This window comes from Nocardia carnea NBRC 14403 (genome assembly GCF_000308515.1).
Lineage (GTDB): Bacteria > Actinomycetota > Actinomycetes > Mycobacteriales > Mycobacteriaceae > Nocardia > Nocardia carnea.
Genome location: NZ_BAFV01000040.1, coordinates 1 through 20,845 on the forward strand (window position 1 = coordinate 1; position 20,845 = coordinate 20,845).

20 protein-coding genes and 1 pseudogene are annotated in these 20,845 nt (G+C 67.3%); 13 read left to right on the top strand and 8 right to left on the bottom strand.

Annotation, left to right across the window (positions count from 1 at the left end; translation table 11 throughout):
• The 7 genes and pseudogenes from ON22_RS14725 to ON22_RS14755 all read right to left on the bottom strand — a co-directional run.
• A pseudogene (locus ON22_RS14725) lies at nt 1-256 on the bottom strand (alanine dehydrogenase); the annotation flags it as partial.
• Nucleotides 257-358: 102 nt separating this feature from the next.
• On the bottom strand, nt 359-1,318 hold the full coding sequence (locus ON22_RS14730; protein WP_033242684.1) for an NAD(P)H-dependent flavin oxidoreductase: 960 nt from the start codon (nt 1,316-1,318) through the stop codon (nt 359-361).
• Nucleotides 1,319-1,502: 184 nt separating this feature from the next.
• The gene (locus tag ON22_RS14735) at nt 1,503-1,904 is read right to left on the bottom strand and encodes a nitroreductase family deazaflavin-dependent oxidoreductase (protein WP_033242683.1); all 402 of its coding nucleotides are present in this window, start codon (nt 1,902-1,904) and stop codon (nt 1,503-1,505) included.
• A 255-nt stretch (nt 1,905-2,159) separates the two neighbouring features.
• On the bottom strand, nt 2,160-3,278 hold the full coding sequence (gene ald, locus ON22_RS14740) for an alanine dehydrogenase (RefSeq protein WP_033242682.1): 1,119 nt from the start codon (nt 3,276-3,278) through the stop codon (nt 2,160-2,162).
• Nucleotides 3,279-3,390: 112 nt separating this feature from the next.
• Nucleotides 3,391-3,663: a MoaD/ThiS family protein gene (locus tag ON22_RS14745; RefSeq protein WP_197039632.1), complete on the bottom strand. Its 273-nt coding sequence runs from the start codon at nt 3,661-3,663 to the stop codon at nt 3,391-3,393.
• A gap of 4 nt (nt 3,664-3,667) precedes the next feature.
• Nucleotides 3,668-4,765, bottom strand: a complete 1,098-nt coding sequence (locus ON22_RS14750; protein ID WP_033242681.1) for a WD40/YVTN/BNR-like repeat-containing protein — start codon at nt 4,763-4,765, stop codon at nt 3,668-3,670.
• A gap of 262 nt (nt 4,766-5,027) precedes the next feature.
• On the bottom strand, nt 5,028-6,251 hold the full coding sequence (locus tag ON22_RS14755) for a glutamate dehydrogenase (RefSeq protein ID WP_081595586.1): 1,224 nt from the start codon (nt 6,249-6,251) through the stop codon (nt 5,028-5,030).
• A 243-nt stretch (nt 6,252-6,494) separates the two neighbouring features.
• On the opposite strand from ON22_RS14755, the gene ON22_RS14760 reads away from it, so the two are divergent.
• From ON22_RS14760 to ON22_RS34660, 3 genes are all read left to right on the top strand, one after another.
• A complete protein-coding gene (locus ON22_RS14760; protein ID WP_033242680.1) occupies nt 6,495-7,481 on the top strand; it encodes a LysR family transcriptional regulator in 987 nt (328 codons plus the stop codon).
• A 102-nt stretch (nt 7,482-7,583) separates the two neighbouring features.
• Nucleotides 7,584-8,141: a G/U mismatch-specific DNA glycosylase gene (gene mug / locus ON22_RS14765; RefSeq protein WP_033242679.1), complete on the top strand. Its 558-nt coding sequence runs from the start codon at nt 7,584-7,586 to the stop codon at nt 8,139-8,141.
• Between the two features lie 172 nt (nt 8,142-8,313).
• Nucleotides 8,314-9,384, top strand: a complete 1,071-nt coding sequence (locus ON22_RS34660; protein WP_156052227.1) for a CE1 family esterase — start codon at nt 8,314-8,316, stop codon at nt 9,382-9,384.
• An 88-nt stretch (nt 9,385-9,472) separates the two neighbouring features.
• Here ON22_RS34660 and ON22_RS14775 read toward each other — a convergent pair whose 3' ends face one another.
• Nucleotides 9,473-10,144, bottom strand: a complete 672-nt coding sequence (locus ON22_RS14775) for a hypothetical protein (RefSeq protein ID WP_231508267.1) — start codon at nt 10,142-10,144, stop codon at nt 9,473-9,475.
• A gap of 283 nt (nt 10,145-10,427) precedes the next feature.
• On the opposite strand from ON22_RS14775, the gene ON22_RS14780 reads away from it, so the two are divergent.
• The 10 genes from ON22_RS14780 (at nt 10,428) to ON22_RS14825 (ending at nt 20,843) form a co-directional block, all read left to right on the top strand.
• The gene (locus tag ON22_RS14780; RefSeq protein ID WP_033242678.1) at nt 10,428-10,802 is read left to right on the top strand and encodes a cupin domain-containing protein; all 375 of its coding nucleotides are present in this window, start codon (nt 10,428-10,430) and stop codon (nt 10,800-10,802) included.
• The gene (locus tag ON22_RS14785) at nt 10,799-11,659 is read left to right on the top strand and encodes an MBL fold metallo-hydrolase (protein WP_033242677.1); all 861 of its coding nucleotides are present in this window, start codon (nt 10,799-10,801) and stop codon (nt 11,657-11,659) included. Before ON22_RS14780 ends, ON22_RS14785 begins: the two co-directional genes overlap by 4 nt.
• A gap of 50 nt (nt 11,660-11,709) precedes the next feature.
• Complete coding sequence (locus ON22_RS14790) at nt 11,710-12,849, top strand: sugar ABC transporter substrate-binding protein (protein ID WP_081595587.1); 1,140 nt, start codon at nt 11,710-11,712, stop codon at nt 12,847-12,849.
• The gene (locus ON22_RS14795) at nt 12,849-14,381 is read left to right on the top strand and encodes a sugar ABC transporter ATP-binding protein (protein ID WP_156052226.1); all 1,533 of its coding nucleotides are present in this window, start codon (nt 12,849-12,851) and stop codon (nt 14,379-14,381) included. Before ON22_RS14790 ends, ON22_RS14795 begins: the two co-directional genes overlap by 1 nt.
• The gene (locus ON22_RS14800) at nt 14,378-15,418 is read left to right on the top strand and encodes an ABC transporter permease (protein ID WP_051157644.1); all 1,041 of its coding nucleotides are present in this window, start codon (nt 14,378-14,380) and stop codon (nt 15,416-15,418) included. The genes ON22_RS14795 and ON22_RS14800 overlap by 4 nt, the downstream gene beginning before the upstream one ends.
• 28 nt (nt 15,419-15,446) lie before the next feature.
• On the top strand, nt 15,447-16,559 hold the full coding sequence (locus tag ON22_RS14805; protein WP_033242675.1) for a Zn-dependent alcohol dehydrogenase: 1,113 nt from the start codon (nt 15,447-15,449) through the stop codon (nt 16,557-16,559).
• Nucleotides 16,560-16,586: 27 nt separating this feature from the next.
• Nucleotides 16,587-18,059 carry an aldehyde dehydrogenase family protein gene (locus tag ON22_RS14810; RefSeq protein WP_033242674.1) on the top strand — a complete coding sequence of 491 codons (1,473 nt, stop codon included), beginning with the start codon at nt 16,587-16,589 and terminating at the stop codon, nt 18,057-18,059.
• A complete protein-coding gene (locus ON22_RS14815) occupies nt 18,052-19,158 on the top strand; it encodes an alkene reductase (RefSeq protein WP_033242673.1) in 1,107 nt (368 codons plus the stop codon). Before ON22_RS14810 ends, ON22_RS14815 begins: the two co-directional genes overlap by 8 nt.
• A gap of 207 nt (nt 19,159-19,365) precedes the next feature.
• Nucleotides 19,366-20,100 carry an SDR family NAD(P)-dependent oxidoreductase gene (locus tag ON22_RS14820; protein ID WP_033242672.1) on the top strand — a complete coding sequence of 245 codons (735 nt, stop codon included), beginning with the start codon at nt 19,366-19,368 and terminating at the stop codon, nt 20,098-20,100.
• Nucleotides 20,097-20,843 (top strand): SDR family NAD(P)-dependent oxidoreductase, encoded by a 747-nt coding sequence (locus tag ON22_RS14825; protein ID WP_033242671.1) that lies wholly within the window; start codon nt 20,097-20,099, stop codon nt 20,841-20,843. Before ON22_RS14820 ends, ON22_RS14825 begins: the two co-directional genes overlap by 4 nt.
• Nucleotides 20,844-20,845: the final 2 nt, after the last annotated feature.

The window sequence follows — 20,845 nt, forward strand, 5'->3', positions numbered from 1 at the left end:
CGAGGTCTGCGGGCATCGGTTTGGGCAGCAACAGCACATCGCATTCGGCCGCCAGCTCCGCGCGCGTCCGCTGCCCGGCGACCAGCGGCGCCAGCTGCTCGTCGGAATAGCCGAACCGGGTGCCGTAGCCGTATTCGAGGAAGATACCCGCGCGGGTTGCCGGGTCGATCCGCGCGAAATGCGCGGGGTGGATCGCGAGCCGATGCTCGTCCTCCTTATGGGAGGACGCAATGGCCCCGATCGTCAGTTGTTTCACTATGCGAGCCTACGCGCGGTGCGGGACGAGCCGACGGCACCTCTGAGGCAGCATCGCGACGGCTTCTCGACAGCTGTCGAGAAGCCGGCTCCCGCAATGGTTTCAGTGGGCGGACCAGCCACTCAGCGCATCCTCCGCGGTCGCACACAGTTCGTCGATCACCCGGGCCATCGGAGCGCTCTCGGTCACCATCCCCACACCTTGACCCGCATCGACCGGGGCCACCTCGGGATCGTCGGCTGCCATGGCCGCGGCCAGCTCGTCGCGGGCCGCCGGGTTCCCGGTCAGATCGTTCTCGCTGTGCTCCCACCGCCCGGTGAAATCGTTGCGCAGTACCCGCGAGGGGAAACGCGCAGGCCAGGGCAGCTGCTGGCCGATATCGAAGATACGCGTGGTGACGGTATCGGTGGCTGCCGCGCGAACCAGCGCCGCACGCGCGCGGTCCGGGGTGAGCGCTTCGGTACATACCGACAACCTCGTTCCGAGCCAGGCTCCCGCGGCACCGGCCGCGAGCACCGCGGCCAGCGTCCGGCCGGAGGAGATCCCGCCGGCCGCCAGCACCGGAACTTCCACCGCGTCCAGTACGGCATCGAGCAGCGGCAGGGTACCCAGCAGCGGCGCCCCGTGACCGCCGCCTTCGGCGCCGCGGGCGACGAGTACGTCTACTCCGGCGTCGGCGGCGCGGCGGGCCTGTTCCGCGTCGTAGACCTGGGTCACCGCCATCACCCCGTGCCGGTGCAGCCGTTGCACCCACGCGAAATCGTCGGTGAATCCGACGGAGATGACCGTCGGCCGCGCGGCGAGAGCGGTATCGAGTAACGCGGGCTCCCGTGCCAGCACCCAATCGACCAGCCCGATACCGAACGGACCGGGTACCGCACCGAGCAGGTCCAGTTCATCGGACAACCGGGCGGCCGAGCCCGCACTGCCCATCCCGATCATCCCCAGGCCACCGGCGGTGGTCACTGCGGCCGCCAGCCGGCCACCGGCCACACCCCCCATCGGGGCGTTGACTATCGGCGCGCGCAAACCCATCCCCCGCGACCAGGGCGTCGACAGCACTACGGTCCACCTCGCTCGTCTGTGCACCGGCATCGGGATGCCGGATCCGGTTCTCCCCGCGACCGTACCCGCCGACCTGCCCGGCTCCGGCGGCTACTCGCCCTGCCGGCACTGCGGAAACGGTCACCGCAACGGTCCTCGCACCGGTGCAAGCGTCCGCGCAAGGCCGTGGCTCGGCGGCAATCTACTGCTGGGTGTCCCTTTCGGCGATCACCTCGACGCGGAGGAAGTCCGGCGCGTCGAGCACCCGGCGCAGCATGAACCGGATGAACGGCGGCATATCGCCGGCGGCCTCGTCCCGGTAGACGCGCGGCGAGCCGACCGCGTAGCGCCGCCGCCGAGATTCGAGCTCGCAACCGCCCGCAGCGAGAACGTTACGCACCCAATCGGCTTCGGCGCCGTAGGTCAAGGCGATCACATATCCGTCGCCGCGGCGGAAGGCCCATAGTGGGGTCCGGAATATCCGGCCGGAGCGGCGGCCGCGATGGACGACCACCGCCCAGCCCGGCGCCCACGGTGCGATGAACTTCGTGATCCGGTTCAGGCCGGCCTTGTTCGCGCGAGCGATCCTTCGGGGCGCGGGCATATCCGAACACCTCACTTCACTCGGATCCACCGTCTCCTGCACCACCAACCGGCGCCGGAGACAGGACGGTAGGCGGCGATATCCGGCAGATGTATTCGCTTCCAGTTTCCCAGGCCGGCACGCCGTTGTCCGAACGACAGCCCGAGGGCGGTGGACACCTACTCGCCGAAGCGATGCTGTGCCGCCGCGGATCCGTGCTGTTGGGCGTCGCGACGTGCCCGGAGCCGCGGCCGCGACCTTTGCGGGAAACCGCCCCTACCGGTCGAGAACTTCGGAAAGCGCGACGGGTGTATGTCGATGAGCCTCGGCCACCGGCTCGTTGGTAATCCCGCCGGCGCACGTGTTGAGACCTTTGGCGAGCACCGGGTCGTCGCGCAGGGCCGCGCGCCAACCTTTGTTCGCGAGGGCGACCACATAGGGCAGCGTCGAGTTGGTGAGGGCGTAGGTCGAGGTGTTCGGTACGGCGCCGGGCATATTCGCGACGCAGTAGAAGGTCGAATTGTGTACCGGGAAAGTGGGTTCGGAATGAGTGGTCGGCCGCGAATCCGCGAAGCAGCCGCCCTGATCGATGGCGATATCGACGAGTACGGAGCCCGGTTTCATCCGTGCGACCAGATCGTTGCCGACGAGCTTGGGCGCCGCCGCCCCCGGAATCAGCACCGCACCGATCACCAGATCCGCCTGCTCGACCTCCTGTTCGATGGCCAGGCGAGACGACGCGAGCCCGTGTACCCGGTTGTGGTAGCGCCAGAACGACATCCGGAGCTTGTCGAGGTCGGTATCGAGTAGCGTGACATCGGCACCCATTCCCAGGGCGATATTGGCGGCGTTCTGACCGGCGACCCCCGCGCCGAGGATCACGACACGGGCGTTCGCCACCCCACCGACCCCGCCCATCAGCACCCCGCGCCCGCATTGCGCCTTCAGCAGCGAGTGGGCGCCGACCTGCGGTGCCAGACAGCCCGCGACCTCCGACATCGGGTAGAGCAGCGGCAGGACACCCGACGGCAACTGGACAGTTTCGTAGGCGATAGCGGTGACACCGCGGTGGAGGAGTGCGTCGGTGAGCGGGCGGTCGGCGGCGAGGTGCAGGTAGGTGAACAGCACCAGGCCGTCGCGCAGCAGCGGATATTCGGCCGCGATCGGCTCCTTCACCTTGAGCACCAGATCGGCCCGGGCCCAGACATCTTCGGCGCGATCGACGATCTGTGCGCCGGCGGCGGCGTATTCGTCGTCGGTGATGGAGGAGCCGTGCCCGGCATCCTTTTCGATATCGACCTGATGCCCTTGGCTTGTCAGCTCGTGTACGCCGATGGGGGTGATGGCGACTCGGTACTCGTGATCCTTGAGCTCCCTCGGCACGCCGATACGCATTGCTTCTCCTACTCGTACAGATCGGCAGGATTCTCCGAGAACTACTGCGGGCCCGGTGATCTCACCGCACCCCACGGACCCCCATCAGGTGAGCGAGGGGCTCTCGGCACATTCACCCGCCGGCGACCGACGGAATGATCATGATCTCGGTACCGGCATCCACCGGCGTGTCCTGCCCCTCGAGGGTGCGGCATTCATCGTCGCCGACGTAGAAGTTCACGTAGCGGCGCAGTCGACCGCTCTCGTCGCGAAGCCGGCGTTCCAGTCCCGGCGACCGCTCACGGACGGCATCCAGAACGCTCCGGAGAGTCGCTCCCTCGACGTCGATCTCCTTTTCGCCGTCGACATAGGTACGCAGCATGGACGGCAGACGGACGTGCGCCACGGCGTTATCCGACCACCGCGGCACGCACGCACAGTACGTCCGGAAGTTTGTCGGCGACCAGTTGCCAGTGATCGCCCTCGTCGGCACTGCAGTAGACCTCGCCGTTGCGGGTGCCGAAGTAGATACCCGCCGGGTCGGCGTTGTCGGCGCACATGGCATCGCGCATGACCGCCGCCCAGAACGGGCCCTGCGGGAGCCCGTCGGTCTGCGCGGACCAGGTATCGCCGCCGTTTTCGCTGCGATACACCGCGCAGCGCGCGTCCGGCGGGAAACGGAAGCGCTCCATATCCGCGACCAGCGGGAAGGTGTAGATGACTCCGGAGCGCCGGGGATGCGCGACGATCGGGAAACCGAAATTGGATTCGGGTAATCCACCGTCGATCGATTGCCAGCTCATCCCCTCGTCGGTGCTGCGGAAAACCCCGCCGTGGTTCTGCAGGTACATGGTGTCCGGCGTATCCGCGTCCACTGCGACCTTGTGCACGCACTGCCCCCATTCCGGCAGTTCACCCGGCATGAAATCGGCGGTGACACCTTTGTTCGTGGGTTTCCAGGACGATCCGCCGTCGGTGGTCCGATAGACGCCTCCGGTGGAGATGGCGACCGCCATCCGCTGGGTATCGGCCGGATGCGGCAGGATCGTATGCAATGCCAGCCCGCCGCCGCCCGGCATCCACTCCGGCCGGTGCGGATGCTCCCACAGGCCGCGTACCAGCTCGAATGTCCGGCCGCCGTCGGTGGAGCGGAACAGCGCGGCCGGTTCGGCGCCCGCGTACACCACATCGGGTTCCGCCGCGGTGGCGGGCGCGATCTGCCAGACGCCCTGGAGTGCCGCCCCCGTATCCTCCGGGAAGGCCAGCGGTGCGTCGTCCGGCTCGCTCCAGGTGGCGCCGAAATCGTCACTGACCACCATGGTCGGGCCGAAATGGCTGTCCAAGACACCCGCGAGCAGGCGCGGCGTGGACCGCCGGGTATCGATCGCGAAGGCTTTCACATCGGCCACCGCGAACTGGGGATCACCGACTTCCCAGTTCTTCCGACCGTCCTTGCTGCGCGCCAGGAACAATCCCTTGCGCGTCCCGATTCCGAGCAGTACGTCCATCACGTACCTCCATGTCGTCACCGTCACGCCGGCGCGTGTGAGCGTACTCCGGGGGACCGACAGGTTCCGGCAGAACAGAGCACAAAGCGTGCCGCGGAACGCGCCGGATGGCGATCACCGCACGGGTGATCGCCATCCGGCAGGACAAGGCTCGCGTCGGTGCGGGGCGCGGCGCCTTCGACCGCGGCGATCATCTATTCGCGATCGGTCGCCGGCGCGGACACCGTGACCGCCGGGCATCGGCGCCCTACTGCTGGTCTTGTCAGGGAATGACGACCGGACCCGATGCGGCCGACAGGGCCGGCTCGTCGGCCAGGCGGTGACCCGCCTCGCGCGGCGTAACACCCTCCTCGGCCCAGGCGGCCAGCAACTGCGCGACCTTACTGTGCATAGTGGTGCGCAGCCGATCGAAGGAGTTCTCCGGATTGTCGTCGACCTCGCCGAGGAGCAGCCACCACGCCCAGGCCACGGCCCCCGCGTTCGCGACGAAATCCGGGAGCACCGGGACGCCGCGGGCGGCGAGCATGGCCTCCGCTTCCGGGGTCGTCGCCGCGTTCGCGGCCTCCACGATCACACGGGCCCGGATATCGTACGAATTATCCGGTGTGATCGCGTAGGAGATCGCCGCCGGAACGAGGATATCCACCTCGGCGGAGAGCACCGCGGCGCGCGGTAGCTGTTCGACACCTTCGGGCAGCCGGGTGCGGTCGACTTCGCCGAAACCGTCGCGCAGATCCAGCAGCGCGGGGATATCCAGACCGTCCGCGCAGTACAGCGCGCCCGCGGCATCGGCCACCACGGTGACCTTCATTCCGGCTTCGTGCAGGTAGTAGGCCGCGGCGCCGCCCATGGTGCCGATGCCCTGGATCGCGACCGTCGTCTCGGCGGGCGCGCGTCCCCGCCAGACCGCGGCGGCGAGGCAGGCGTGCGCGACCCCGTAGCCGCCGATCACATCGCCCAGCAGGAAGCCACCCTCTACGGCGGCGTTGAGCCCGTTGCGGACCCGTTCCAGGGTCGCGGCCGGGTCGGCGGCGCGGCTGATCGCGGCATGGTAGCTCTGCCCCAGGCCGAGTTTCTCGAAGACCTCGTCGATCAGGTGCTGCGGAACCCCCAGATCCTCCGCCGTCACCCAATGTGCGGCGAGCCACGGGCGCATGGCCTCGCAGAACCGCTCGAGCACGCCGATCGCCCGGGGATCCTTGGGGTCGAAATCGATACCGCCCTTGGCCCCGCCGACCGGCAGATCGAAGGTGGCCGTTTTATCCGCCATCCCGCGGGCAAGATCCTCGACCTCCCGCAAGCCGCATCCGGCCCGCATCCGCGTGCCACCGGTGGCCAGGCCCGCGCGCAGGGTGTGCACGACCAGGTAGCCGACCGCGCCCGTCAGGGAATCCGTCCACTGCAGACGCATATACGGTTCGGTCCGGCGGACCGGCGGCGCGGCGGCCGGTGCCGCAGGAATGTCCGGAAAGGTTTGCGTGGTCATATGCGGGGTACCCCCCATAGGGTTGTCGATCGCCGTCACGATGAACCACCTCCTTTTCGTGCTCGGCCGTCGCCACCGCATGCGGCAACCCCGGCGCGCAAATGTTCCGTCCGGACTTCTTCGTCCCCACGGCCACTATGTGTGCCCGATCCCATAACTGTGCGGTCGTACCTGCTCGCGCGTCTATTTACGGTTGGTTCACGGCAGTGTTCACCGTTGCTGTACAACGCTTAGGCTCGTTGTATGGACTTGTCGATCCCTCGCTTGCGAATGTTGCGCGAGCTACATCGACGCGGCACGGTTACGGCGGCCGCGACGGCGCTGCACTATACGGCGTCGGCGGTATCACAGCAGCTCGCACAGCTCGAACGCGATGTCGGTACCCGGTTGTTCGAACGGCGTGGACGCCGCGTGCAGCTCACCGATCTCGGTGTCCTGCTCGCCGAGCACGCCGAGGAGATCCTGGCCTCGGTCGAACGCGCGACCCAGGCCCTCGAGGATGCCGGCGAATCGGTATCGGCAACGCTGACGGCCGGGGTGTGGGCGTCGGTGGCCTCCGGTCTGATGCCGGACGCGCTCACCTCCCTCGCCGGCACGCACCCGGGGATCAGAGTGCGGACGCGGGAACTCGCCCCGGAAGCAACTGCCGCGGCGGTACGCGACGGTGCACTGGATCTCTCCTTCGTCCTCGACTACTCGAATTACCCGATGGCCTGGGACCGTGGCCTGCAGCGCGCGGTGATCGCGGTCGAACGGATCCATGCCGCCGTCCCGTCCGGGGCGGTGCCGGGGGCCAGTGTGACGCTTGCCGAACTGGCCGAACATCCGTGGATACTCGCTCCGGCCCGCTCCCATTTCGGGCAGGCGGCGCGGCTGGCGTTCCAATCGGCCGGGGTCGCACCGCGGATCGACCACGAAGTAGAGGAGCAGGCGACCGCGATGGCGATGGTCGCGGCGGGCTTGGGGGTGACTCTGGTGTCGGATCTGGGCCTGGCCCTGCGGCCGACGGGGGTGGACATCATCGCCCTCGGCGACATCCTCACCCGGACCGTCTCCCTGGCCTACCGCACCAACTCGGCCCGCCGGGCCGCGCTACTGCTCGTGGTGGACGCGATCCGGACTGCCGCCGCGGTGAAGGGCCTGGGCGCCGATACCGCGCTCCCGGCCCCGGTCGCTACGGAGTCACCGGCGCAGCAGGTGGTCGACGGCCGGAGCCTCGGACTCGGCTGAATCCGATCTCCGGTTCTCGTGCACCACCGGCAGCGGAGCGGCAAATGGGTGCCGGCCGGGCGCACTGCTCGAACGGCCGGCAGGTTGGGGCAGACTGTTCTGATGGCACGTTCCGCTGCGTACCGCCCCTCCCCGGCCGAGCTGGCGGCCGCCGAAGGCGCCACCGTTCCCGATGTGCTGGCACCTGATCTGCGGGTGTTGTTCTGCGGTATCAATCCGGGACTGTGGTCCGGGGCGACGGGGCATCATTTCGCTCGCCCGGGTAACCGTTTCTGGCCGGCGCTTTTCCGCTCGGAATTCACCCCTCGACTGTTCCGCCCCGACGAGGAGGCCGAATTACTCGAGCTGGGGCTGGGTATCACGAATGTCGTACCACGCACGACGGCGAAGGCCGCCGAGCTGACCGCGCAGGAATTGCGCGACGGTGGCCGCGACCTCTCCGTCCGGGTGCGCGAGTACCGTCCGCAGGTCCTCGCGGTACTCGGCCTCGGGGCCTATCGCACGGCGTTTGCCCGGCCCCGGACCACCGTGGGCCGGCAGCCGGACACGCTCGGTGCCACCGAGGTCTGGGTACTGCCGAATCCGAGCGGTCTCAACGCGCACTACACGTTGGATGCATTGGCCGCAGAGTTCCGTACGCTGCGCACGGCACTGGAATAAGGCGGCGGGCGGAGCGACCCGACCGGACAACGCCGGCCTGCCACCTCTCGGTCCGAGTGCCGCCGGTTTCCGGTGTGCCATCGCGCCGCATCCGAGGTCCGCGACGACGCCGGTCGTCACCGATAGCCGGAATCCCGTGACCGCGAACCGATGCCGTGAGAAACTCACTTCCGTGAAGTGGAATACCGTTTCCGGCCTGCCGGACCGGGTGGCACGCTCCCGGCAGACCCGGTGGCACATCACGTTCCGTTCCCTCGGGGTCGCCGCCGCGATCATCGCAATACTCGGACCGTTCACCCCGTTCGCGGGCGTCACCCACGCAGAAGAAGTTTCCGTCACCCCCTCACCCGGATGCGCAGCGGCGCCGACCGCACCCGGCCGCACGCTCGAACATTTCGCGGCCGCCGGCCGGGCGGGAAGCTATATCCGGGATATCCCCGAGGCTCCGGGACCCCGCCCTGTCGTTCTCGACCTGCACGGCTATCTCGAGCCGGCCGTGATCGCCCACGCGTCCAGCGGTTTCGGCGACTACGGCGCCACCCAGGGGTTCATCACCGTCACACCCCAACTCGACGAGCCCGGTCCGCCGCGCTGGAACTTCGAACCGCAGAGTACCGATATGCATTGGCTCGCCGGGCTGATCGACCACATCGGCGCGACCCTGTGCGTCGACACCCGGCGCATCTTCGTCGCCGGGCTGTCCATGGGCGCGTTCACCACCTCATCGCTGGCCTGCCACCTGTCCGACCGGATAGCCGCCATCGCGCCGGTCGCGGGAGTACAGGACTTCGCCTGGTGCAAGACTTCCCGGCCGGTGCCGGTCATCGCCTTCCACGGCACCGCGGACCCGATCGTCGCCTACACCGGCGGCGCCGGGCCCAACGCCCGCCTGCTGCCCTCCCCCGACGGCACCGGGTCGTCCGTGGGCACCGAACGCAACGGCCCCACGGTCAACGGTCCGGGCCCCGCCAGTGTGCCGGAGAGCGTCGCGGGATGGGCGCGGCGCAACGGTTGCGGAGATGTACCGGACCGGCAGCAGATAGCGCCCGATGTTTACCGCGAGCACTATCCCTGTCCTGCCGGCGCCGATGTCGAGCTGTATTCCGTTCAAGGTGGCGGACATGTCTGGCCCGGGGACACCGCGGTCCCGTTCCCGGAGATCTTCGTCGGCAGCAACACCACCTCGATCGACGCCACACAGCTGATCTGGGATTTCTTCGAAGCCCATCCACTACCGGCATGAACCGGTCACCGCGCCGACCCGCCGGCAGAAGTCGACTTACGCCCCGCCACGCCTTCGCGCCGCGGGGCGGGATCATCAGGGGCCCGGATCAGAACTTGCCGGTGTGATGTTCGATCCGATGCCCTAGGCGGGCGGCGAATTCGGTGATGAATTCCTCGGCGAGGGGCGGCCAACCCCAGAAGTCGAAAGCGAGTGCCCCCAAGGCGAAGCCGTCGTCCCACTGCCAGGTGGTGACGGAGCTCGATATCGCACACGAGGGGCAGGTCACCGCGGCGGCGCCCGTGTGTTTCCAGGCCTCGATTGCGTCCGAGAACGGTTGCCATACGGCGGGATCGGCCTCCCACTCCTGCGGGTAGTCGATGATCACGGTGGAGGTCTCGCACCGCGGGCACACGGCGGACGCCGGTTCGATACAACCCTGTCCGGCATAGTGGTCGTGGCGGCCGACGATGACGGCTACGGGTGCGGGGATCCAGTCGGCGCCCCATTCCTGGGTGATCTGTGACCAGTCCGGGCCCGGCACATAGCCTTCGTCGACCTGGAGGCTGTACATCGCGTCCCGCGAAGTCTCCCGGAGCAGCCAGCCCCGCGAAACCATCCAGTCCACCATCTGTTCGGCCAGCGCACTCGCGTCGGCCGAGGTCACGTCGAGGTCGACGATTCGTTCGAAGAAGTCACCCACACCCGCATCCTGACACAGCGAACCGACACTCGCGCCCGAGCCGGCCGGGCGTCCGATCACCTCGATCTGTTTCGTCACCGACAGCCCACCTCGGCGTCGGTCATCAGCACCTCCGCCGGAGCCGGGAGCTGGGCACCGCAGTGGCGAGGAAACGAATCCGCGGCACGAAAAACACGGGCCCGCAACAGCGGCCATGTCCGGTGTCGCGGGAAATTCAGCCGCCGACAGCAGCAGATCATGCCACAATCACCTCCTTCTGAAAACTGTTGACAGTTTTCAGAAGGACGGCTTACAGTGACCTGAGTCATAGGCACCCGGAGATGAGGGCGGGTGCCAGACCGATAAGGGAGCGGTGACATCGATGGGCAGTTACTGGGCCAGCTGGTCGGACCTTCCCGAACGAGAGGTGCTGGAGGGTAACTTCCGCACCGCCGTCACGGGTAAGGAAATGGGACTCAACCGGATCCGTTGGGTGCATCCGACGACACTTCCCGCGCATAATCATCCGGACGCCGAGCAGGCCATGGTCATCACGAGTGGCCGGATCTCGTTCACTGTCGCCGGTGCGGAAACCGTGCTCGAAACCGGAGATGTCGTGGTGATTCCGCGGGGTGTCGAGCATTGCGGGCACAGCATCGAAGGTGAGGCGACCTTTATCGAGGTGTTCGCCCCGGCGCGGGTCGAGAACCTCGTAGGCTTCCTCGGGGGGCCTTCGATGCCGGTGGTGCCGCGATGACCCCGAGCCGGATCAGTGCCCATGTGTATGTCGAGACAGCGCATCTCGGCAGCAACAACTCGATCATCGTGGGTGACGGAATCGCGCTGGTGGACACGCCGCACCGGCCCAGCGACGCAATCGCGTGGCGGAAGACAGCGGACCGGTTGGGCACAACCCGGTACGTCGTCAACACCGATCATCATCCCGACCACACCATCGGAAATCGCTGGATGGGTGGCGAGGTCGTATCGCATCGAGACACCCGCCGGCGCCTGCTGCACGACGCACCCGATCATGACTACCTGGCAAGGCTTTTCGCGCGCATCGATCCGGCCGCAGTCGCGCTACTCGACGAGTACCGGGTCCGGGTACCCGATATCGTCTTCACCGACCAGCTCGACCTGCACCTCGGCGATATCGCACTGGAACTGACCTTCCAACCGGGGCATACCGCGAACAGCCTGATCGCGTACCTGCCCGCGGACGGTGTCGTCTTCACCGGCGATATCGTCTGCGAAGCTGGGCTGCCGTCCTTCCAGGACTGCCGGGTGGCCGACTGGTTCGATGCCATCGACAAGGTCGCCGATTACGATTTCGAACTTCTCGTCCCGGGGCACGGCGAGGTGGCCGGGCGCGAACTTCTCGATCGTTACCGCGAGTGGGGCCGCGAGGTCGTGGGCGAGGTGGCGGAGGCCATTCGCCGCGGCGCAGACAGTGAGCAGGCCGCGGCCGAGATCCGGTTCACCGACAACATTCACGTGGATACCGGCGACCAGCTCGGCTATCCCGACGATCTCATCGAGTTCTTCCAGCGGCGCTCCATTGCCCGCGTCTACACCGACCTCATCGAGAACCCCGAACTCGCCTCGCGATAGCGGCGCCCGATATCTGCTCCGGCGCCCGACACCGAACACGGAGAAAACCCATGCGTAGGAGAAAGTTCGCTGCCGCATGCGCGACGGCGGCCGTAACGGCCGGAGTGCTGACCGGCTGTCAGAGCGGGACCGGCGACGCCGTGGCCACCCCGGAGGGAATTCAGAAGGCTCAGGCAGCGCAGCGTGTCGTCGCGTCAGCAGCGGTTGTCCCGAAGCCGGACGATCTCGGCCCACCGATCTCCGTGGAATCGTTGCGCGGCGAGACGATCTACAGCATTCCCATCGACAGCAAGGCCGAGTTCTATCAGGCCGGCGAACAGGCAATGAAAGGTATCGCGGCCGAAGCGGGAGTCAACTACGTAACCTTTCCGTCGGACGGTACCCAGATCTCCTACCAGCAAGGCATCAGCCAGGCCATCAACGCCGGGGCCGGCGCGATCCTGCTCAACGGCCCACTCCCCTCGACGCTCGGCCCGCAGATCGACGCCGCGAACAAGGCGGGTGTGCCGATCGTTCCGTTGCATATCTCCGACAAGGACAGCCCGACCGACCCGAGCGTGCCCTACGAATCCTTCGCGCCGTTCAACGAGGCGGCTCGGCTGATGGCCCTCGGGGCAGTGGCCGCGCAGCAGGGTGCGCCGGTGCACGCGCTGGTCATCGAGTCGTCGGAAACCGGTCCGTCGAAGGGCATGGTCGATACGATCCGGAAAACGCTCGCCGAGGAGGCTCCCACGGGTTCGGAGGCGACGGTGATCAACGTCGCCGTTCCGCAATGGGCGCAGCAGATTCAGGGCCAGGTGCAGTCGGCTGTATTGCGGAACCCGGATATCAACGCGGTGCTGCCGATCTTCGACTCGATGTCGCTCTACGCGGCGCCGGGTATCAGGCAGGCCGCGTACAACCGCGAAGTGCCGATCTACACGTTCAACGGCACTCCGTCCATTCTCGCGATGGTCGAAAACGGTTCGGTCGCGATGAATGTGGCCGAAAACCCGGATTGGGTTGCCTACGTCAATCTCGATGTCGCCTTCCGCGCCATGCTCGGAGTGCCACCGGTACCGGCCGAATCGGGCCCGGTCCGCGTGATCGACTCGTCGAACGTCGCCGAAACGGGTGACCCGCCCACCAGCGGCAATGGCTTCGGCGACGAGTACGCGGGTGCCTTCCTGCGGCTGTGGGGCCTGGCCTGATGTCCCCGGACGCACCACTGCTGGCAGTGGCAGGACTGGCGAAGGCGTTCAACGGTGTTCCCGCGCTGCGCGGCGTCGATCTCGACGTCCGCGCCGGCGAGGTGCACGGCTTGCTGGGCGCCAACGGCAGCGGAAAATCGACTCTGATCAAGATACTGGCCGGGTTCCACGACGCCGACGCGGGCACCGTCACCGTCGCCGGCAACACCATCGGCAGCCCGTTCGGTGCCCGCGGCCTGCGTGATCACGGCTTGGGCTTTGTGCACCAGGATCTCGGGCTCGCCGGTGCGGGCACGGTGCTGGAGCATATCGCGCTCGACTCCTGTGGCGGCTCCGCGAACCTGCACCGGATCGACTGGCGCGCTCAGCGGCGCCGCGTACGGGACCTGCTGGGTCGCTTCGAGATCGGTGTCGATCCGGATGCCGTGATCGATACGCTTACGCCGGTACAACGGGCCATGATCGCCGTGGTGCGGGCAGTGGGCGCCCAGGAATCGGCCTCCGGGGGCACCGGACAGATCCTGATCCTCGACGAACCGACGGTCTTCCTGCCGAGGCACGAGGTCGGCCTGCTGTTCGGCCTGCTACGCCGGCTGCGTGACCGCGGGGATGCGGTGCTGCTGGTCTCCCACGATCTCGACGAGATTCTCGAGGTCACCGACCGGGTGACCGTGTTCCGCAACGGCGGGACCGCGGGTACCCGCACAACGGCCGGCGCGACCCGCGACGATCTCGTCCAGCTCATCTTGGGGACCCGCGACGAGCACGTCGCGAAAGGAAGTACAACGGTCGATCGGGACCGGCCCGCGTTGCTCGCGGCCCGCGGACTGTGCGGTAGCCGGGTGCACGATCTGGACCTCGATCTCTTCTCGGGCGAGGTGGTCGGCGTGACCGGGCTGGCCGGATCCGGTTTCGAGGAGCTGCCCGATCTGCTCTTCGGAGCGGATCAGGCGGCAGCCGGGACCGTCGAGCACGGCGGGCGCACGGTGCGCCGGCCCGGCCCGGCGCGTTCGATGTCGAACGGGGTCGTATTGATTCCCGCAGACCGCAAAACGCAGGGCGGTGCACTGGAGCTCAGCGTGCTGGAGAATATTTCGCTGCCGTTCCTCGCCGACCGGGCCCGTGGCCTCTCGATCGACTGGGGTGGCCTACGCCGGCGTGCACAGGACACCTGCCACCGGCTGGACGTGGTCCCGCCGGATCCGCAGGCGATGTTCGGACATCTCAGCGGCGGTAACCAGCAGAAGGCCCTCCTGGGTAAATGGATGGATACAGAGCCGCGGGTGATGTTGCTCAGTGAACCCACTCAGGGTGTCGATATCGGTGCCCGGCGGGAGATCTTCGCCCTCATCCGTGCGGCTGTGGCGAAGGGGATGGGCGTCCTGTGCGCCACCTCCGACTATGAGCAGCTGGTCGAAATGGCCGACCGGGTCCTCGTATTCGACGGCGGCCGGATCAGTGCCGAGATCACCGGGGCCGACATCACCAAGGACGTGCTGGCGTCCGCCGTCTACGCAGAGGAAGCGTCATGAGCACCACCGAGAAAGAAACTACGGTCGCCGACCGCGCGGCGGGCCCGCCGCAACGGAAGCTCCGCAGCACAGCCGCGGAACCCGAGCGCTTCGCGTTGCTGGGTGTATGGGTCGTCCTGATCATCGCCTTCAGCGTGATGATCCCGGATATCTTTCCGACCACGGCGAACGTATCGAACATGCTCGCTTCACAGGTGGTCCTGCTGATCCTGTCGATCGGGTTGCTGTATCCGCTGCGGGCGGGCGACTACGACCTGTCGGTGGCCTCGACGCTGAATCTGGCCACGGTGGTAGTCGCTGTGCTCAATGTCCAGCAGGAGTGGAATATCTGGTTGTCGGTACTCGCTGCGATCCTGGCCGCTCTCGCGGTCGGTGTCCTCAATGGCCTGATCGTGACGGTCTTCCAGATCAACCCGTTCATCGTGACACTCGGTATGGGCACTGTCGTACAGGGACTGATCTACCTGCTGTCGGACTCCGCGACGATCAGCGGGATCGACCGGGCGCTGTCCGACGCGGTGCTCACTCAACCTTTCCTGGCGATTCCGACCGGTTTCTTCTTCGCGCTCGCGTTATGTGCCGTCGCCTGGTACATCTTCGACCACACCGCATTCGGACAGCGGCTGCTGTTCGTCGGCCAGAGCCATGATGTGGCCCGGCTGAACGGGGTCGACGTGGCACGGCTGCGGTGGCGCGCCCTGATCATCTCCGCGGGCACCGCCGGGCTCGCCGGTGTGGTCTATGCGGGCACCACCGCAAGCGCCGACCCGGTATCGGGCGCATCGTTCCTGCTGCCCGCGTTCGCCGCGGCATTTCTCGGATCGACGGTGCTACGGATCGGCCGGTTCAACCCCTGGGGCACCTTGATCGCGGTGTACTTCCTGGTCACCGGCATCACCGGGCTGCAGTTGCTCGGCGCGCAGCAATACGTCCAGCAGCTGTTCTACGGCGGCGCACTCGTGATCGCAGTGATCGCCGCGAAGCTCGTCCGCACCCGCGGCGAACGTAAACGCCGCGACAGGGTCACGACCGCCTGATTTCCCCCAACGACTGAGGAGTGAACCGATGAAGGCACAGGGAGCCGTTCTCCACCGGATCGACGGAAAATGGGAGGTCCAGGATCTCGAGGTGGACGAGCCCGGTCCCGACGAGGTGCGGATCAAGGTCATGGCCAGCGGGCTGTGCCATTCCGACGACCATTTCGTCACCGGCGATCTCGCCGTCACCCTGCCGATGGTCGGTGGGCACGAAGGGGCGGGAATCGTCGAGCAGGTCGGGTCGAGGGTCACGCGTGTGAAACCGGGCGACCACGTCGCGACGCTGTTCATCCCGGCGTGCGGTACCTGCCACTACTGCGCCCGGGGTATGCAGTACATCTGCAATAACGGTGCCGGGATGGAGCACGGCCGCGCAATGGACGGCACCGCCCGCTTCCACGCGACCGACGGCAGCGATATCGGCGGTGTGACTCGGCTGGGTACATTCGCGAACTACCTGGTGTGCCACGAAACCCAGGCGATCAAGGTACCCGACGATATTCCGTTCGAACTGGCCTGTCTGGTGTCTTGCGGCGTGGCGACCGGTTACGGGGCGGCGGTCAACGGGGGGCCCGTGCGGGCAGGTGATGTGGTGCTGGTCTGCGGACTCGGCGGTGTCGGCGCCAACGCCGTACAAGGTGCCCGGCACGCAGGGGCAGATCATGTGATCGTCGTGGACCCCGTTCCGTACAAGCAGGAACGGGCCGCCGATTTCGGCGCCACTGCCGCGTTCGGGTCCATTGCGGAGGCGCGCCCCCTGATCGACAGCCTCACCAATGGGCAAGGTGTGGATATCGCGATCGTCACCGTCGGCCGCGTCGACGGCGATATCATCGGCGAAGCCTTCGCTGCGGTCGGTAAATCCGGGCGGTGCGTCCTGGTGTCGGTGGGTTCCTCCGACCTACATCTCGCGGTCAGCCCGCAGGACCTGACCAACTTCGCCAAATCCATCAAGGGCGTGATGTACGGCGATTGCAATCCGACCGCCGATATCCCCCGCCTGCTGCAGATGTATCGCGCCGGCAGTCTCGACCTCGAAGGACTTGTGACAAAGCGGTATTCGCTCGGGGAGATCAACGAGGCAGTCGCGGATATGCATGCGGGCCGGAATATCCGCGGTGTTCTCGTACACAGCCACTGACCTGTCGTCTTGTTCTGAGGAGATCTTGTGACCGCAGCGAACTTACGGACCGCACCTGTCGAATACACCCGCCTGCACATCGGCGGCGAATGGGTCGACGCCTTGGGTGCAGGCGAGCTGGACACCGTCGATCCGGCGACCGGTGAGGTTTTCGCCCGGGTGGCGCGGGGCGAGGCGGCCGACGTGGACCGAGCGGTGGCCGCGGCGCGCGCGGCGTTCGAAACCGGCCCGTGGCCGCGGATGAAGCCGAAGGAACGCGCCGCCGCGCTGTGGCGGCTCGGCGATCTGCTGCTCGCGGACGCCGCCGAGATGGGCCGGATCGAAACGCTCGATCAGGGCAAACCCTATGCGATCGCGCAGGCGGGCGACGTACCCACCGCGGCCGGGCTTTTCCACTATATGTCCGGTTATGCCACCAAGATCGAGGGTGAGACCATTCCGATCTCGGCCCCGGGCCGGTACCACACGTATACGCGCCGGGAGCCGCTCGGCGTGGTCGGGCTGATCGTGCCGTGGAACTTTCCGCTGGTGATCACGTCGTGGAAGGTCGCCCCCGCGCTGGCGGCCGGAAATACCGTGGTACTCAAACCGGCCGAGGCAACTCCGTTGTCGGCACTGCGCCTCGCCGCGCTCGCGCTCGAGGCCGGGATACCGCCGGGTGTACTCAATGTCGTCAACGGCTACGGTTCGAGCGTCGGCGCGGCGCTCGCCGCGCATCCGGGTGTGGACAAGGTGTCCTTCACCGGATCCACCGCCACGGGGCGCAAGATTCTCGATGCCGCCGGGGGAAACCTCAAACGGGTGACCCTCGAACTGGGTGGTAAGAGCGCCAATATCGTGTTCCCGGATGCCGATCTGAGCAAGGCGATCACTGGGTCCGCGGATGCGATCTTCTTCAACGCAGGGCAGGCCTGTGCAGCCGGATCTCGTCTGTATGTCCACGATTCGGTGTACGACGAATTCGTCTCGGGCCTGGTCGAGCAGACGAAGAAGATCCGCGTCGGCGACGGCTTCGACCCGGATACCGACATCGGGCCCGTGGCCAGTCGCGAGCATTTCGACCGCGTCAACGCCTATCTCGACGCAGGTAGCCGGGAAGGCACGATCCTCACCGGCGGCCGGCGAATCGGCGAGGCGGGGTATTTCGTCGAGCCGACGGTGATCGCGGACGCCGCTCCGGACGCGCGCGTCACGTCCGAGGAGATCTTCGGCCCGGTGGTCGTGGTCGATCGCTTCACCAGCGAAGACGACGCCGTCCAGGCCGCCAACGACACGCGCTACGGCCTCGCGGCCGGAATCTGGACGAGTCGGGTCGGCACCGCGCACCGGGTCGCGGAGCGGCTGCGGGCGGGGACGGTATGGGTCAACACCTATGGCGTTTTCGACCCGAGTATGCCGTTCGGCGGTATGCAGGAATCGGGCTGGGGCCGCGAGATGGGCCACGAGGTGCTGCACGACTACACCGACGTCAAAACAGTCTGCGTGGATATCGATGACTGACGGAGTCGGGGCGACGAAAACCGTCTTCGACCCGGTGCGTATCGGTGCCGTCGAACTCGCCAACCGGGTGGTGATGGCGCCGATGACCCGTAACCGCGCAAACGCCGACGGCGTACTTCCGGATTCGGCGGCGACCTATTATGCGCAGCGGGCCTCGGCCGGGCTCATCGTCACCGAGGGCACCCAGCCCAGCGCGGCAGCCAAAGGCTATCCGGGCACCCCGGGCATCCACGACGACCTACAGGAGCCGGCGTGGCGAAAGGTCGCCGACGCGGTGCATGCCGCGGACGGGCGGATCTTCTGTCAGCTCATGCACACCGGCCGGATCGGCCACCCGAGCCTCATACCGGACGATGCCCGGATCGTCGCGCCGAGTGCGATCCCCGCCCAGGTGGAGGTGGCCCGCGCCGACGGGGTGATGGTGCCGGCGGTGATGCCCGAATCACTGACCGCGCAGGGCATCGCCGGGGTTGTACGTGATTTCGCGGAGGCAGCGGTTCGGGCGGTACGGGCCGGGCTGGACGGGGTCGAATTGCACGCGGCCAACGGCTATCTGCTGCACCAGTTCCTGTCTCCCGGCACCAACCGGCGTCGCGATGAGTACGGCGGCTCGGCGCAGGGGCGGGCCCGGTTCGTCATCGAGGTCGCCGAGGCCGTCGCGGCGGAGATCGGTGCCGGGCGGATGGGGATCCGGATCTCCCCGGGCGGTCAGTTCAACGATATGCAGGACAAAGGAAACGAGGACACCTACCTCGCCCTTGCCGACGGGCTTGCCGCGCTACGGCCGGCATATCTGCATACGCTGCGCCGGCGTTCGTCCCCGCTGCACCGGGAAATACGAGACTGCTGGCCGACCGCCTACATACTGAACACCGGGTATCTGGGCGCGAGCGAGCTGGCCGATGTTTCGCCGCTGATCGCCTCGGGTGCAGCGGATCTGGTGAGCGTCGGACGCCTGTTCATCTCCAATCCCGACCTCGTCCGGCGCTGGCGCCACGATGTGCCGCGGGCGCAATGGGACGAGGACACCTTCTACAGCGGCGGGGATCGCGGGTACATCGATTACCCCTTCGCGTGCGAAGGGACGGGTGAGCGATGAGGACTGTGGCGAGGTGTCGTGGTGGTACATGCCGCCGACCCGCTCGGGACACCGCCGGATCGAGTGCCGAGCGCGGCGCGCGGAAATGAGCTGCCGCGACCACGTCATGTGCGAGCAGAGGGGGTAATGGGCATCGGATCGAGTAGGCGAATCGCTGTGGGTGCCGGACACCGCAAATCTTGTCGACTGTAAGCAGAGGAGTAAGAAGTGAGCCCGATATCGAATAGACGAGTTGTGGTGGTGACCGGCGCGGCCTCCGGAATCGGAAACGCTACCGTGCAGGTTTTCCGTGAGCAGGACGACACCGTCGTGGGCTGGGACCTGTCCGGAACACCGGAAGCGGACCCACTGGATCTGACCGATCTCGCCGCGGTTCGCGCTGCCGCCGGCGCGGTGCTCGCGCAGTACGGCCGGGTCGACGCGTTGATCAACTGCGCGGGCATCATCACCGAGAATCTGCCCGTCGAGGACACCGATCCGGGGGATTTCCGCCGCACCTTCGATGTGAATGTCGGCGGGATCGTGCACGCGAGTCAGGCGCTGCATACCGCGCTCGCCGATTCGCGCGGCGCGGTGGTGAATGTGGCGTCGCAAGCCGCGCTGGTATGTCTGCCGCATCAGTCGGCGTACTCGGCTTCCAAGGGCGCGGTCGCCGCACTGACCCGGTCGATGGCGATCGACTGGGCGGCGGCGGGTATCAGGGTCAATGCCGTTTGCCCGGGATTCACCCTCACCCCGATGGCGGTGCAGCAGATGACGCCGGAGTTGGACGCGGCGGTCTCGCGGCGGGTGCCGTTGGGCCGGATGTTCCAGCCCGAGGAGATCGGCAACGTGATCGCCTTCTTGGCCTCACCGGCCGCGTCGGCGGTCACCGGTGTAGTGATGCCCGTGGACGGCGGCTGGACGGCCGGGGAGCCCGCGTTGCCGATGGGGGCCGCATGATCGCCTACGTCACCGGCGCCAGTTCGGGTATCGGCCGTGGCGCCGCCGTGCGATTGGCGGCCGACGGAGCCGCGGTGGTACTTCTGGGCCGAAACCGCTCCCGGTTGGACGAAGCAGCCCGCGAATGCGGTCCGGATGCCGTCACCGCGGCCTTCGATATCACCGATGCCGCCGCGGTGGACGCCCAGTTGCCGGATCTCCTGGACCGGGCCGGCCCGCCCGATATCGTGGTGCACGCGGCGGGTCAGACCGTGGTGGGCCGGTTGGATCAGCTGACGGCCGAGCAATGGCATCGGCAGCTGGATGTGAACCTGACCAGTATCCATACCCTCAACAGGCACCTCTGGCCCGCGATGCGACCCGCCGGAGGAGCGATCATCCTGGTGGCCTCGACCGCCTCCTTCGCGGCTTTCCCGCAGGACGCGGCCTACGTCGCCTCGAAGGGCGCGGTGCTCGCACTGACCAGAGCGATGGCTTTGGACGGTGCCCCCGAAGGGATCCGGGTCAATGCTGTATGCCCGGGATTCATCCGCACTCCGAACCTCGAGGGCTACTTCGATGCCCAGGACGATCCGGTAGCGACGGCGTCGGGTGCGGCTGCGGCCGCGCCACTCGGGCGGATGGGAACTGCGGCGGATGTCGCGGCCGCGATCGCTTTTCTGGCCTCGCCGGATGCCCAGTTCATCACCGGCGCGTCGTTGCTGGTGGATGGTGGACTGATGGCCAAGGTTCCGACCGCGTGACC

Excerpts from the sequence above, each read along its gene's own strand:
- ON22_RS14795 (WP_156052226.1), top strand. The coding sequence starts at position 12,849 with ATGTCCCCGGACGCACCACTGCTGGCAGTGGCAGGACTGGCGAAGGCG.
- ON22_RS14785 (WP_033242677.1), top strand. The coding sequence starts at position 10,799 with ATGACCCCGAGCCGGATCAGTGCCCATGTGTATGTCGAGACAGCGCAT.
- ON22_RS14780 (WP_033242678.1), top strand. The coding sequence starts at position 10,428 with ATGGGCAGTTACTGGGCCAGCTGGTCGGACCTTCCCGAACGAGAGGTG.
- mug (WP_033242679.1), top strand. The coding sequence starts at position 7,584 with ATGGCACGTTCCGCTGCGTACCGCCCCTCCCCGGCCGAGCTGGCGGCC.
- ON22_RS14825 (WP_033242671.1), top strand. The coding sequence starts at position 20,097 with ATGATCGCCTACGTCACCGGCGCCAGTTCGGGTATCGGCCGTGGCGCC.
- ON22_RS14790 (WP_081595587.1), top strand. The coding sequence starts at position 11,710 with ATGCGTAGGAGAAAGTTCGCTGCCGCATGCGCGACGGCGGCCGTAACG.
- ON22_RS14755 (WP_081595586.1), bottom strand. The coding sequence starts at position 6,251 with ATGACCACGCAAACCTTTCCGGACATTCCTGCGGCACCGGCCGCCGCG.
- ON22_RS14760 (WP_033242680.1), top strand. The coding sequence starts at position 6,495 with ATGGACTTGTCGATCCCTCGCTTGCGAATGTTGCGCGAGCTACATCGA.
- ald (WP_033242682.1), bottom strand. The coding sequence starts at position 3,278 with ATGCGTATCGGCGTGCCGAGGGAGCTCAAGGATCACGAGTACCGAGTC.
- ON22_RS14815 (WP_033242673.1), top strand. The coding sequence starts at position 18,052 with ATGACTGACGGAGTCGGGGCGACGAAAACCGTCTTCGACCCGGTGCGT.
- ON22_RS14735 (WP_033242683.1), bottom strand. The coding sequence starts at position 1,904 with ATGCCCGCGCCCCGAAGGATCGCTCGCGCGAACAAGGCCGGCCTGAAC.
- ON22_RS14750 (WP_033242681.1), bottom strand. The coding sequence starts at position 4,765 with ATGGACGTACTGCTCGGAATCGGGACGCGCAAGGGATTGTTCCTGGCG.
- ON22_RS14800 (WP_051157644.1), top strand. The coding sequence starts at position 14,378 with ATGAGCACCACCGAGAAAGAAACTACGGTCGCCGACCGCGCGGCGGGC.
- ON22_RS14805 (WP_033242675.1), top strand. The coding sequence starts at position 15,447 with ATGAAGGCACAGGGAGCCGTTCTCCACCGGATCGACGGAAAATGGGAG.